The 13,273-nt window shown below is 71.4% G+C and carries 7 protein-coding genes and 2 pseudogenes; 2 read left to right on the plus strand and 7 right to left on the minus strand.

What is annotated here, in order from left to right:
- Together QK442_RS35485 and QK442_RS35490 are read right to left on the minus strand one after the other, a co-directional pair.
- A pseudogene (locus QK442_RS35485) lies at nucleotides 1–777 on the minus strand (helicase-related protein); the annotation flags it as partial.
- Between the two features lie 231 nt (nucleotides 778–1,008).
- Nucleotides 1,009–2,121 carry a TniQ family protein gene (locus QK442_RS35490; RefSeq protein WP_282698262.1) on the minus strand — a complete coding sequence of 371 codons (1,113 nt, stop codon included), beginning with the start codon at nucleotides 2,119–2,121 and terminating at the stop codon, nucleotides 1,009–1,011.
- A gap of 267 nt (nucleotides 2,122–2,388) precedes the next feature.
- On the opposite strand from QK442_RS35490, the gene QK442_RS35495 reads away from it, so the two are divergent.
- Nucleotides 2,389–4,752 (plus strand): DEAD/DEAH box helicase, encoded by a 2,364-nt coding sequence (locus tag QK442_RS35495; protein WP_282698268.1) that lies wholly within the window; start codon nucleotides 2,389–2,391, stop codon nucleotides 4,750–4,752.
- A 29-nt stretch (nucleotides 4,753–4,781) separates the two neighbouring features.
- Here QK442_RS35495 and QK442_RS35500 read toward each other — a convergent pair whose 3' ends face one another.
- The 5 genes and pseudogenes from QK442_RS35500 to QK442_RS35520 all read right to left on the minus strand — a co-directional run bounded on the left by QK442_RS35500 (nucleotide 4,782) and on the right by QK442_RS35520 (nucleotide 12,224).
- Entirely contained in the window at nucleotides 4,782–5,819 is a 1,038-nt protein-coding gene (locus QK442_RS35500) for an AAA family ATPase (protein ID WP_282698263.1), read from the minus strand.
- Between the two features lie 48 nt (nucleotides 5,820–5,867).
- Nucleotides 5,868–8,282, minus strand: coding sequence for a hypothetical protein (locus QK442_RS35505; RefSeq protein WP_282698264.1), 2,415 nt, complete (start codon nucleotides 8,280–8,282; stop codon nucleotides 5,868–5,870).
- On the minus strand, nucleotides 8,282–9,046 hold the full coding sequence (locus QK442_RS35510) for a TnsA-like heteromeric transposase endonuclease subunit (RefSeq protein WP_282698265.1): 765 nt from the start codon (nucleotides 9,044–9,046) through the stop codon (nucleotides 8,282–8,284). Before QK442_RS35510 ends, QK442_RS35505 begins: the two co-directional genes overlap by 1 nt.
- A gap of 354 nt (nucleotides 9,047–9,400) precedes the next feature.
- Nucleotides 9,401–9,959, minus strand: a pseudogene (locus QK442_RS35515) (XRE family transcriptional regulator).
- 15 nt (nucleotides 9,960–9,974) lie between these two features.
- Nucleotides 9,975–12,224: a helix-turn-helix transcriptional regulator gene (locus QK442_RS35520; RefSeq protein WP_282698266.1), complete on the minus strand. Its 2,250-nt coding sequence runs from the start codon at nucleotides 12,222–12,224 to the stop codon at nucleotides 9,975–9,977.
- Between the two features lie 189 nt (nucleotides 12,225–12,413).
- On the opposite strand from QK442_RS35520, the gene QK442_RS35525 reads away from it, so the two are divergent.
- Nucleotides 12,414–13,273, plus strand: an 860-nt coding sequence (locus QK442_RS35525) for a DEAD/DEAH box helicase family protein (protein WP_282698267.1), incomplete at its 3' end; no start/stop codon positions are given.

Consider the following 13,273-nt stretch of genomic DNA (forward strand, 5'->3'; position numbering starts at 1 on the left):
CACCCGGAACGTGAACGGCACCTTCAAGTCGCCGTGCTCGCGGGCGTAGATGACGGCGGCCTCAACCCCGCGCCGCCAGTGCTCGTGTTCCGGGTTGAGGACCCGCAGGTTGATGAACGCGGCGAGGGCGGCCGGGTCGCGGGGCGTGGAGAACTTCAGCAGGGCCTTGGCGGGGGCGCTGACGCCTCCGGAGCCCTCGCCGCTCCCGCCCGTGCTCTTGCCGCTGTCGTCCTTGCTGACGGGCTTGTAGCGGCTCGGGGCCTGCTGCTCCGCGAGGTTCTCCACGATCCGCGCGTCGTGCGCCCGGAGCGCCTCCAGGAGCTTGGCCAGCCCGCCGAACGCCCGGCTCGTCAGCATGTTGTCGGCCGTCTCGCCCGGCCCGAGCAGCACGGGCACCACGAGCGAGGCGACCTTGCCCTCGCCCGGCTGCATCCGCAGCGCCCGGCCCACGGCCTGGACCAGGTCGGGCATGGAGCCGCGTACGTCGGCCCAGTAGACGGAGTCGCAGTTCTTGGTGTCGACGCCCTCGCCCAGGACCTTCACCGAGCACAGGAAGCACTTCTCCACGACGGTGCCGTCCGTGGCGATCCCGGCCGCGAACTCGCCCAGGAGCCGGCGGCGGTGGAGCGGCTTGTGGTCGCCGCACAGCCAGTTCGCCCAGATCGTCTTCGGGTACAGCTCGGGGTCGGATGCGTGCAGCCGGGCGGCGACGTCGGGGAGGCCGGCCGCGAAGGCTTCGGCCTCCTTCACAACGTGGTGGAACACGAGCGTGCGCCTGTCAGTTATCTGTGAAGTTGCGACATCAGCAGCTCTGTGAGCTGGGGTGTTGTTGGTAGGCGGAGAGGTTGGTGAGAGGTCGCTGTCAGGTGGGTGATCAGGTGGTATAGGCGTTTGTCGATGATTCAGTGTCGCGCCTGTATCGCGGTGACCTGCGATGTTGTGAATGCACTTGGGATGTCGTAACTGCACAGATAATTTCCTGGCATCTGGGAGCTGGCCGGGCCGGGGTCAGGCTCGGCCGGTGAGGGTCCATCCGCCGGGTGCGGGGGAGAGGCTGGAGCGCAGGAGCTCACCGATCTGCCAGGGGAGGCAGGACAGTTCGGGCAGTGTGGTGTCGATGGGCTGGGTGGTGTGGGGGTGGGGGAGGGGGAGGCGGCGGTAGCGGCCGCGTGCCGGACGAGGGCTTGTCTGCCGGGGTGCGGGGTCGGGGTCCTGGTGGCGTGCGGCCCACAGGAGTACGGGCTGGATTGCGAGGTCGGCGGGCATCCGCCAGTCCTCGAGGAAGCCGGCGACGTGGTGGAGCCACAGGCCGGCCTGGGTGGGGGTGAGGGGGCCGCGCAGGCGTCGACGTTCGCGGGCGGCCATGGCTTCTGCCAGGTGTACGGCTTCGGGGTAGAGGACGAGCGGGGCGCAGCGGACATCGTCGGCTCCGGCCGGACCGATGTGGTTCTGGCGCTTGCGCCAGGCGGGTGGGGAGAGGGCGGGCAGGTTCCACCAGTAGGCGGCGATGGCGTAGGCGTCGGCGAACAGGACGCGCCCGGATTCGCCCAGGCGGCGTTGAAGGGTCAGCTGGCGCTGGTGGGCGTGGATGATGTCGGGCAGGGTGTGCAGGGGGATGGAGGCGGCGTGTTCCTCGCGGCGGTTGTCCAGCCAGCGGTGGTGGCGGGTGCAGACCTGCCAGGTGGTGGGTGAGATCAGGTAGGCGTTCTCGGCGGTGCCTTTGGTGTGGGCGCACAGTTCGCAGGCGCGTACCAGGTAGCCGGAGGTGGCGTCCCAGGGCCAGCGCCACACCGGGCCGGGTCCGGTGTCCAGCAGGCGGTGGGGGCGCAGGTTGGGCAGGGGCCACTGCAGGGTGGCGGTGTCGCGTCCGGTCAGCCCTGCCAGGCGGTCGAGGGCTGCGGCGTTGAGGTAGGCCTCGGAGTAGCGGGGGTCGAAGATCTGGTTGCCGTCGCCGACCAGTGGCCAGAACTCCTCGGGCTGAAGGCCGTTTTCCGCGGCAAGGCGCCGGGCGAAGGAGCCGGTGGACTCCCCGGCGATGAACCGGACCTGTCGCGGCAGCGCCCGGGCGGGCCGCCAGCTGGTGCGTGTGCGGGTCCTTTTCTTGCGCGGGGCCTTCGGCATGGCCGTGTGTGTCCTTCCTCATCGAACGTCCGTGGCGGTGGTCCGCTGTGGCGGCTTGTGTCTTCTTCTTAACGGGTCGGCTGCACGTGGCGCCTTCGGCGCTCTACGAAGGCCAAGTGGCACCGGGAGCCACTGGAGTTGGCCGATTCTCGGCGCTGTTGCGTTGTCGGGCTTGTACAGTTCCCGCGCGCGGATCACCTGATGATCGGCGCATTGTGTCCCCGCAAGGAAGTCCGGCCGCTCGTGTCCGACACCGAAGAGACAGCCATGAAGCTGTTTCCGCATCAGGTTCAGGCCCTGGCTGCGATCCGGCGTGCGGTGCGGCGGGGTGAGCGGCGGATGACGGTGGTGGCCGCGTGCGGTACGGGTAAGACGCTGATCGCCTGCCGGGCCGCCGAGCAGGTGGCCCCATCGGGTGCGGTGCTGGTGCTGATGCCCACGCTCGCGCTGGTCACCCAGACCGTCTCCCGCTGGCGGCAGGCCGGGTACCAGGGGCTGGCGCTGGGGGTGTGTTCGCTGCCGCAGTCCCGTAGCGGGCTGCCCCGTTCTGAGGCGGTGATGACGAACGACCCCCTGCGTGTGGCGATGGCGCTGACTGCCGGCGGTCCGCTGGCGGTCTTCGCCACCTACGACTCGCTGCATGTGATCATCCGGGCGTATGAGCTGTTCGCGCTGCCGTCGTGGGACCTGGTCATCGCCGATGAGGCGCACCGTACGTGTATGGGGGTGGGGGAGGGCTGGGGCAAGGTCCACGATGACGGTCTCGTGCCGGCCAAGGTGCGTCTGTACATGACGGCGACCCCGAGGATCTGGAACGGCCAGGCGCCACAGGAGCTGGCGGAGTTCGTGGAGCGGGCGCCGACCGCCACGATGGACCGCGAGGACGTCTTCGGACCCACCGTCTACACCCTCGGTCTGGCCAAGGCGATCGAGGAGGGGATCCTGGCCGACTACCAGGTCCTCATGCCCGTGGTCGGCGACGACGATCTGCACACGATCCTGGCCGAGCGGCGCCCGGCCACCAGCGCCCATCACGACGGGCTGCGGACGGCAGCGATCCAGGTGGCGGTGCTGCGGGCGATGGCCGAGCAGGACTTGCGGCGTGTGCTGGTCTTCCACAACCGGGTGGATGCCGCGCACCACTTTGCCCGGACGCTGCCCGCCACCGCCGCCCAGGTGCCGCCGCCGCTGCGCATCGAGAAGCTGTGGGCGTATGCCATCGACGGCGAGCAGGACCCCGCCTACCGCCGGGGTGTGCTGGCCGCCTTCGGCGAGGAGGTGATCGAGAAGGCCGTACTGTGCAATGTGCGGGTGCTCAACGAGGGCGTCGACATGCCCGCGGTCGACGCGGTGGTCTTCGCCGATCCCCGCTACAGCGTGATCGACGCGATCCAGGCGATCGGCCGGGCCCTGCGCCAGCCGCCGGGCAGCGGCAAGATCGCCACCCTGGTCATTCCGGTCTACCTGCCCGACGGCACTTCGCCGGGCAAGCTGCTGAAGAACTCCTCCTTCGGCGCCCTGTGGTCGATCCTGCAGGCCCTGCGCGCCCATGACGACTCCTACCTGGACCGGATCGCGCTGCCTGAACGCCGCCCCGGCGGGCGGGTGCTGGGCCGCCGCCTGCACTACAGCCAGCCGGAGCGCGCCGCGGAACTCGCCGCCGCCCTGGGTCTTCAGATCACGCTGCCCGCCACCGGCACCTGGGAGGAGGCCCTGCGCGCCGCCACCCGCTACGCCACCAAGCACCGGCATCTGGACGTGCCGGAGCCCTTCGTCGACGACGAAGGCTTCGCGCTGGGGGAGTGGATCGTCAACCAGCGCCTGCGCTACCTCCTGGGCCGCATCCCGGCAGACCAGATACGCGCGCTGAAGCGGCTGGGCATGCTGTGGACACCGCCCGAGCACACCTTCGAGCGCATGCTCACCCACGCGCGGCGCTACGCCGACGAGCACGGGCACCTGGCCGCCCCGACAACCGCCACCGCCGGCGGCCACCGCGTCGGCGCCTGGCTGGCCGGCTGCCGCGCCCGGGCCAAAGCCGGCACCCTCCCGGACGAACAGGAGCGGGCCCTGTGCGCGATCGACCCGTGGTGGAACCCGCCCTTCCCGCTGACGTGGAGGCGCACCTACGCGGCCGCCAAGGCGCATGTTCGGGCCGGCGGCAGCGTGGATGTGCCCGGCGACTTCCGCACCGGCGACGGTGTACCGCTGGGCCAGTGGCTCAGTCGCCAGCGGAACCACTGGGGTGACCTTGATCCCACCCAGGCCCAGTTGCTCCTCGAACTCGGCGCCACGCCCGACGTGGACAGCCTGTACCCCGGTCCCTTCCTCACGCCTGAGCGGCAGGAGTTCCGCCGCGGCCTGATCGCCGCGGCCAACTACCTCGCCCGCGAGGGGAACCTGCTGGTGCCGCGGGCGCACGTCGAGGAAACCTGGATCGGCCCCGTCCGCCTCGGCGCCTTCATCCACAAGCACCGCCGCTGGCCGCAGAAGCTCACCGAAGCCGAGCGGACGGCCCTTCAGACGCTCCGCATGGTGTGGGACGTCTCGCTCGCCCGTACCAGTCGGCGCGGCACGGCCGGGCGACGGCGCCTGCCACCGCCTGCCGACGGCACCGGAAGCCAGGGGTGAAACCGGCCGGTGCCCGCGCCCCCTACCCGTCACAAGGTGATGCTGCGCCCCAGGTACAGCGAGTCCAGCAGTTCTTCAGTGATGCGTTCGGTCTTCGTCAGCATGGCCTGCTGGGCGGCCTGGCAGACCAGGTGGGACAGGGCCCGCAGGTATCCCTTGCTCCGTTTGTGCAGATAGGGGGCGAGGCGGGTCAGCTCGCCCAGGGTGTGGTGGTGCAGGCGCAAATCCCGGTCGAAGACGTCGACGATCTGTGTGAACTCCGCCCGTTCTTCGTCGCTGAACCCGATGCGCCGGGTGCGCAGCACCATGTGGTCACCCCACGGCTCCTCGCCCCCCTCGAGCGGGGTTTCCCGGTCCCGGGTCATCGGGTCCACGATGGAGCGGGCGCCGCGTCCGCAGTAGATGTAGGTCGCCCCGGTCTGCTCGCTGATGTACTCGAGGTAGTCGAAGGTCTGCTCGGTGTCCGCCCCGGGCCGTAGGTGTTCGATGCCGTCGATGAGGACGAGCAGGGTGCCGCTGGCTCGCATGACGTGGCAGATGGAGCGGGTGGGGTCGGATCCGCCGTCGCGCTCCAGCCCGAGGAAGGCGGCGAACGCGGCCGGCCAGTTCCTTGCGCCTCCGCGGCCTGGGGCGGGCACGCTGAGGGTGATCACCGGGATCCGGTTGTCGTCCGGCGCGTACAGGCGCTGGATCTTGTGTTCGTAGTGCAGGCCGATGGCTTGCAGCAGCACGGTCTTGCCGGTGCCACGGGGGCCTTCGACGATGATGCCGATCCGTCCGTGGGTGCGCTGGCGGTTGGCCCGGATCTGCTGGTGGACCACGGGCAGGGCCCGGCTGATGGCGGGGGTGCGGACCATGCGCATCTGGCCGTGGTAGAGCAGGCGGGGGTCGCTGTCGGTGATGTCGCTGCCCAGGGGCGCGCAGTCGGCCAGGTCCGGCGGCTGCGGGCGGTGGGCGGCGAACGCCTTCCACGCCTGCCGGGTATCCAGCCACCTGGGGGCGGGCGGGGCCAGGAGCGGGGCCGCAGCCAACGCGGGCAGGTCGATGGCGTCGGTGTCGGGCTTCATAGGTCCGTCCAACTCGTCCGGGAGCACAGGGCGAAAAGCGGGTGTCGGTCAGCTGCCGCCGTCGTCGTCCAGCGGCGGCAGGGGGGTGATGGCGGGCATGCCCTTCCAGTACCAGTCGGTGAAGTCCTCCCCGCCGCTCGCGGGGGCGACGAGGTCCGCCTCGCTGCCCGGGGACTTCGCACCCGCGGACAGCGGCGTGCCATGAGGCGTGGTGAGCTGCCCCCATGTGTCGGCAGCAGGCCAGTCGCCGGCCGGTTGCGCGGGGGAGGGGATGGTCGCTGTGTACATGCCGATGTCGTCCAGCTCATCGAGGCTGCCCAGGGGCTGAAGACCCGACAGGTCCACCGGCGCGGCTCCGGCGTATGGGTCGAACGGCGCGGGCGTGGGGAGGGGCAGGTGGGGTCCGTAGCCGTCGGGGACGGCGACCGTGCCCGGCTCATCGGGGCCGCGCCCGGCCCGCTCCAGCAGCTCCGCCAGGGCCTGCGCGATCGCCTCCTCATCCTCCCGGCGGCCGCCGCGCTCGACGTGCTCGGCGGTGGCCACGTCCCACAGGTACTGCGTCCACGGCGCGCCGATCAGATGCTGGTGGACGAAGGTGGCCTCCACCCACATATCGCGCTGGTGGTCGCGCAGCCACACCCGCTCCGGGGTGTAGGGGTTGTAGCGCAGCTCCCACCCTCCGCGTTTCTTGCCGCGCAGCCCCGAGGGCTGGTACCGGTACGGGTTCAGCCCCTCGTTGGGATCCTTCGCGGGATGGTCGTAGGTGCGGTTCTTGAAGCGGACGCCCTGGTCGGTGACGCCGACCCAGGCGGTCGGCAGCAGCCGCAGGTAGTCCTCCTCCCCCAGGGGGATCGGCAGATATCCCGCGGTCTGCACACACGCCGCATACATCTGATTCGGCGTCAACGGGGGAAGATTCGGGTCGTAGGGGCTGCGCAGCTCTTCGTGCGGATGGTTCTGCCAACCCAGGGCGATCCACTCCTGCAGCAGGTCGTCGAGCTGTTGAAGCGTCCACAGCCGCTGGCCGTCCACCACCGCCGCGCGACGGGTGAAGTCGCGCCCGGTGTAGGTGTTCACCCACTGGCTGAACATCGACTTGATGGAGGCGAAGGTGCGCTCGACGATCGCCTTGTCGGTGGGGGTACGCCGCCGGGCCGGGCGTACCGAGATCCCCAGCCAGGCGCAGGCGTCGAAGAAGGTCCGCCCGGCGAACACCGTGCCGTGGTCGATCACGATCAGATCCGGCACGATGACCGGTCGGCTGGCCGCCTGCGCGAACCGCGCATCCGCGGCGACGAGTTCGTCGTAGGGAAGGTGCGAGGCGCCGGCGTGCGCCAGCGGACTGAAACCGGGCCGCATCGGGGCCGGTGTCAGGGCCTGGGCGAGCAGCAGGGAGGCGTCCACGGCCTTGGTGGCCCGCCCGGTACTGCGCTGCGCGCAGATCAGCCCCGGCCGCGCCTGTGCTCCCCGGCGCCGGCGGCGGGACGTCTTGGGGCGCACCACGGCGGCGATGATGCTGCGGGTGGCCACATCCACGGCCGCCGTCAGCTCGACCGCGGCCGGCAGGCCGTCGTCACCGAGGACCTTCACGTCCAGATCGGTGGAGTCGATCTGCACCACCTCACCCGGGGCGATCGCCTGTGTCACCGTGAACGGCGGAGCGGGCCGGCCCGCCGACCGCTTGTGCCGGCCGCTCGGCCCATCAAGGCGCCTGGCGTCGATGCCGAGGCGCTCGAGCAGCTTGTACAGCGTGGAGTCGGCCGGCACCTTCACCCCCGCCCCGTACCGGGCCCGCGCGGCGCGCCGCAGCTGAGTGAACAGCTTCACCGCGTTGCCCGGCGGCGCGTTACGTCCGGCCTCGACCAGCTCCAGCAGCAGGTCCATCACCCGGATGTCGGTGCGCCCGTACAGTGTCGTGCTGCGGGTGCGGCGCTTGTCTACCAGCCCCCAGGCGCCTTCCGCCTTGTACTTCAGCCGCTTGGTCTGCACGGTCTGCCACGACACCTTCCATCCCAGCACGGCGCTCAGTTCGGCGGCCTTGGCCTGGTAGCGCTGGATGAGCGTGGTGCACCGCGGGTCGTATCCCTCGCGCGGCGGGGAGCCTTCCGGCACCCCGGGCAGCAGACCGGTGTCGACCTCGATGACGTGCCGCTCCCAGATCCGCGCCTCGCGGGCCGCTTCCTCGCTGATGCCCTGCAGCAGCGCCCAGTCCGGCATCACTGTGTGCTGGAGAGGCCGGCCCGCCCCGTCCAGGACCGCGAAGTCCTCCGCCGCGGCCAGCGCCGCGAGCAGCACGGCCGCCGGGGGCTGCGGGCTGCCGGCCTGCGGGGCAAGGTGCACGGTCACCCCCGACAGGGCGGTGACGGTGTAGCGGCCGCCGTGCCACTGCACGCTGTCGCCAGGGGCCAGGACCCCGCGCCGCGCGTGCCGCGTCACCGGCGGCTTGGTGGCCACCGCGGTCATCACAGGTCCTCGGCTTGGTAGGGCTGGCGCATCGCCTGCGGCTCGCTTCCCACCGGCCCCACCAGCGAGCCCGGCCCCAGCGGCACGCTCCAGTCGATGCCCAGCCGCCGGTGCCACAGCATGTGGTACAGGCGAGGCAGTGCCGTCAGCGTCGGCAGCCCCGCGCCCGTGATGCCCTCCAGCAGCGGGCACGGAGAGGTAAACGCCGCCTGCAGTTCCCGCTCCACCGCCGCATCGCCGTTGCGCGGATGCCGGTAGCGCGCCACCCACCGCACATTGGCCAGCGCCACCGGGCCGGGCGGCCGCGGCGGCGCCCCCAGCTCCCAGCCCGCCTCCTGGCAGACCTCACGCAGCACCGTCAGCTGCCGCTCGAAGCGGGCGCTGGGCCCGGTCGCCGGGGGACAGGCCACCACGGCCAGCGCGCCGGAGGCGGTGCGCACGAAGAAGTCCGGCACCAGACTCCTCTCCCGGCCCCCCTCCCGCCACTCGAGCCGCGCCGACCATGCCTGGAAGTCCACCACCTGCGGGTGGAAATCCAGCAGCATCGCCACGGTCAGCCTCTGAAGCGACCGGCACCCCACGAGACGGCCGGTGGTGGCCGACCACCACCAGGTGGCGATGCTGCGCTGGGAGGGGTGCCGAGACGGTGCCCACACCGCCTCACGTCGCGTCAGTGGCACATCGGCCGCCTGGGCAGCCGGTACCTTCACCGTGCGCCCCACGGCATCCCGGTGGACCACCACGACGTCCTTGGGTACGCCCATGCCCCTCCACCCATGTCCGTGACCGGTCCAGTCAGGCACCCCTGGCTCCCGGCCGCACGGTCATCCGCAAGCGGCACGCAGGCTACGCCGCCCCGTCACAGCAGCGACTGGTTTCGGTCAACAAGCCTCCCCGCCATGCCTGTTCTGCCCGCCCCGCGGTCCTGCGCCGTCCGGTGCCGCGGGGCGTTGTGCGCCACGCCGGCGGGGCATCGTCTCCTTGCGGCCGTAGTCCTCGGAAGCGGCTGGCGAGGCTCAAGACGTCATAGATGCACCGCTGCTGAAGGCGCACGGAAGGGAGCCGGCCGGCGATGCCCCAGGCCGACAACGGGTCGGGCCGGTGGGGCTGGGGCGCGCCTACAGCTCGAACTGGAGGTCTACCAGGTCGGTGAGCTCCACTTCGAGGCCGTGGGCGCGGCGGCCGTTGTCGCGGAAGTACACCTCGCCCAGGGCCTCGGCGGCGATCTCGCGGAGCCCGTCCTCGCTGACGCCGGCCTCCTGGGCCTGAAGGAGACGGGCGGCGTGGCGGGGCGGCAGGGCGAGGGTGAGGTGACGCACGCGGGCCTGGTCGGTGCTGCCGGGGGCGGCGGTGTAGCCGAACCTCGCCTGGACATCGATCATGATGCCGCCGGTGGTGGCCGCGGCCTGCTTCGCCCGGGCGCGGACCTGTGGCTGCCAGCGGGCGCGGACCTCACGCTCGAGGCGGTCGGCGAGCCTGCGGCCGGGGGGTTTTGATCTTGTTCTTCACGTACCGCTCGACGGTGCGTTGGCTGATGCCGAGCAGTTCGGCGACCGGCTTCGTCCGGCCGCCGTGCCTCGTGACGAGGTAGCGCATCTGCGCCCCGGCCGACTTGGGAACGGGTCGGGTAAACGCGCCCTGCACCGCCCTGTCGAGTTCTTCCGCGACCGTGACCATCGCCCCTTAATCCCCCTACTCTCCGGTATCCCTGGCGGCATGCTCGCCGGTCTTGATGTAGCGGGCGAGGTTGGCGACACGGCCGTCGGCGCTGAGCTGTTCGAGCACGTCCGCCCCCCACAGCACGGTCTGGGTGCCCTCGTGCTTGACCATCCCCGGCGAGACCCCCAGCCGGAAGCTGCCCGGCACCGTCTTGCCGTCGGCGCCGTAGGGCAGGACATCCAGCGGGCTGGGTCCGTCGGCGGCGTACACGGCGCAGTCCGACAGGACCGCGACCGGGTAGCGGCCGGTGGCCGCCGCCAGGTTGAGCATCTTGCGGTGCATGTTGATGCGGGCCCGGGAGATGACGGTGGCACGGATGTCCGGCCGCCAGGTCGGCCGGGCGAGAGCGGGCCAGGACTGCCCCGGCTTCCAGCCGCCGCCGCGCGCCTTCTCCTGCAGCTTGCCGATGCCACCCTTGACGGTCATCTTGATCGCGTCCAGGACGATTCCCATCTCCGCATCACGGCTGCGGTAGCCGTCCATCGCCTTCAGGAACTCGTGAGGGGTCAGGTTCTCCGTGACGCCGAGGTCCGCCATGGTGGCGACGTAGGCGTCGCGCAGCCGCTTGTACCAGCCGTCCAGGAACCGGCCGGCCTCCGGCCGTACCCAGGCCTCCAGCGGGGTGACGTCGTAGCCGAGCTCCACGGCGTACGCCACCGTGGGGGTGGCGTACCAGGCCGGGCCCTGGGGGCGTTCGCCGGTCGGGGTGAACGGGCTGGGCAGCAACGCTCCGTCGAGCTCACGCCATTGCTTTGCGACCTTCACACGGCCCAGGTCGACGTGGGAGAGGTCGACCAGCCAGGAACCGGGCAGCGCCGCATCGAAGATGGGGTTGGTGACGTGCACGGGCGGCGATGCCAGGCCCACGAGGGCGCCGTTGGCGGCCGCGCCGAAGGCCAGGTTCACGTCGATGCCGACCAGGTAGCGCTGCATGCACTCGGCATCGGTCAGATCCCGCGCCCAGTCGTAGGCCTCCTCGAACAGCTTCTCGCCAGGGCCGCGCACGTGGAACCGGGGCAGGTCGGCCAGGACGGGATGTCCGTCGGTCGCCTCGCACGGCGCCGGGTCCATCGGCTCCGTACCCAGCGACCCAGGCCGCCTCTCGCGGTGCCGCCGGCCGTCGGCGTCCGGCTCGCTCGCGCGGGTCGGCGGGCCCAGCGCGGTCATCAGTTCAAGTCCGGTGACGGCGGTGGAGCCGACCGGCGTCATCACCCGCATCGCGTACACGCCCAGCACGCGGGCGAGCTGCGCCGGCTGAAGCTGCGCGGCATGGCCCCAGGCGCGGTCATCAAGAGCGCGCCACGAGGGGATGCACAACTGCACGCAACGCCGTCGGCCGCCCTGGGCGGGGCGGTAGATCCGCGCCCAGGGCCCGAACCCGCGCTTGGTGAGCTGCCAGTCGGCACGCTTCAGCTGCTTGATGACCTTGTGCCCGTCCCCGAGCCGCCCGGCGAGCCGCTCCTCCTGCGACAGCGCAGCCGGCAGGCCGTACCGCTCGCACGCGGCCGGCGTGAGGACCAGAAGAGGGTCGGCGTCCTTCCCGCAGCCGTGCAGCCTGAAAGCCCCCAGCTGCGCCTCGCTCAGCGTCCACTCGACCAGGGCAGGCAGGGACGTGGCGGGTACGTCCAGGATGAGGCCGCCGATGCCGTAGCCGGTCACCTCCCGGCCGGCGCCGGCATCGAGGACGAGCAGCGGACCGTGCGCGTACGCGCCGCCGGGCGCGGGGTTGTTCGCCCAGGCGGCCTTCTTCCCACCCGGGCGGCGCGATGTCTGCGACGGGCGGGCGGTACGCGCCACACGTGACGCGGCAGCCGGTGCCAGAACAGCGGTGCGGGCAGCGGGAGGGGTGCTGCCGGACGCGCTCTGGGCCGCGGCCTTGGGCTCCCCGCCCGTGGGCACAGGCGCCGCCGTGGGCGCCGGGCCGGTGAACGTTTCCGGCACAGCGCTGTCCTCCTGCAGTGCGCCGACGCTCTCGGCGGCGGGGGCCGGGTAGAGCTGCGCGAGCTGCTCCAGCAGGCGCGCGTACGCCTCCCGCTGCGGCGGCCGCGGTTCGGTCCTGCCCGACTCCCAGTCGCCGACGGTCGCGCGCCGCACGCCCAGAGCGGCGGCCACTTCATCAAGGGTGAGCGCATGGGCCTGACGCAGCCGCTTGCGCTGCGCCGGCGGCGGCAACGCAGACCGCGACGCCACCAGCGCATCAACCGCGTCGAACAACTCGGACATGAGATACCTCCACTCGCACCCTAGCCCATGAAACGAACTTATCGCGTACCTTCCACGTCCATTCTTCGTGCATCAAGCGTACGAAGAGAGTTGGGAGTGGTATGGTGCCCGCCTGGAAGCTCCCGCTACGGCCTCACCGCCCCGGCCTGCCCGGGGGCGCCGTCCCGCTTCGGACCGAGGAAGACCTGCATGACCGTGGCTGCTGTTGCCGCATCCGGCCGACCTGAGAAGCGGCCGCTGTTCGCCGACCAGATCCAGGCCGTCAAGCGGCTGGCGCGGCATCTGCGACGTGCGGGCACGCGCGGGCTGTACGTATCGGCGACAGGGACCGGCAAAACCCTGGTGTCCATCCGGGTGGCGGACGAACTCGGCGCACGCCTGGTGCTGTTCGTGGTGCCCACCCTCGACCTGGCAGCCCAGACGGCGCTGGCCTGGCGCCAAGACGGGCACGCCGAGCACATGGTGATCGTCTCCTCCCTGGATGCCGCGGGCCGTGACGACCTGGTCGCCGCCCGCGTCATGTCGACCACCGACCCGCACGCACTGGCCGCGCTGATGTCGGTGGTGGGGGAGAGGGAGGACCAGATTCCGGCGCTGACGGTGATCTGCACCTACGACTCCCTAGACAAGATCGAACAAACCCAGAGCACGAAGTACGCGGTGCCGCCATTCGATCTGGCGGTCATGGACGAGGCACACCGGATCGCCGGCCGCGCCGACAAGAAGTGGGCCATCGTCAACGACGCGAAGCGGATCCACGCGGAGCGCCGCCTCTACATGACCGCCACCCCCCGCATCTTCGCCGCCCCGGAACTGGCCGAGTCCGCCGACACCACCCGCCCGCGCCGCCGCGCCACGGCAATGGCCGCAAACGCGTTCGCCAATTCCATGGACAACGAGGCCGTCTACGGCCCAAAGGTCTTCGAGTACCCGCTCGCCCAAGCCGTCGAGGACGGCCGCGCCGCGGACTACCGCATCGTGGTGCCCACTCTCACCGACGCCGACCTGCGCCGCCGCCTGAACATCCCCACCCCCGCCACCGCGGCCAC

The organism is Streptomyces sp. CC208A (genome assembly GCF_030010625.1).
In the GTDB taxonomy this organism is placed as follows: Bacteria; Actinomycetota; Actinomycetes; order Streptomycetales; family Streptomycetaceae; genus Streptomyces.

Excerpts from the sequence above, each read along its gene's own strand:
- QK442_RS35505 (WP_282698264.1), bottom strand. The coding sequence starts at position 8,282 with ATGACCGCGGTGGCCACCAAGCCGCCGGTGACGCGGCACGCGCGGCGC.
- QK442_RS35520 (WP_282698266.1), bottom strand. The coding sequence starts at position 12,224 with ATGTCCGAGTTGTTCGACGCGGTTGATGCGCTGGTGGCGTCGCGGTCT.
- QK442_RS35500 (WP_282698263.1), bottom strand. The coding sequence starts at position 5,819 with ATGAAGCCCGACACCGACGCCATCGACCTGCCCGCGTTGGCTGCGGCC.
- QK442_RS35490 (WP_282698262.1), bottom strand. The coding sequence starts at position 2,121 with ATGCCGAAGGCCCCGCGCAAGAAAAGGACCCGCACACGCACCAGCTGG.
- QK442_RS35510 (WP_282698265.1), bottom strand. The coding sequence starts at position 9,046 with ATGGGCGTACCCAAGGACGTCGTGGTGGTCCACCGGGATGCCGTGGGG.
- QK442_RS35495 (WP_282698268.1), top strand. The coding sequence starts at position 2,389 with ATGAAGCTGTTTCCGCATCAGGTTCAGGCCCTGGCTGCGATCCGGCGT.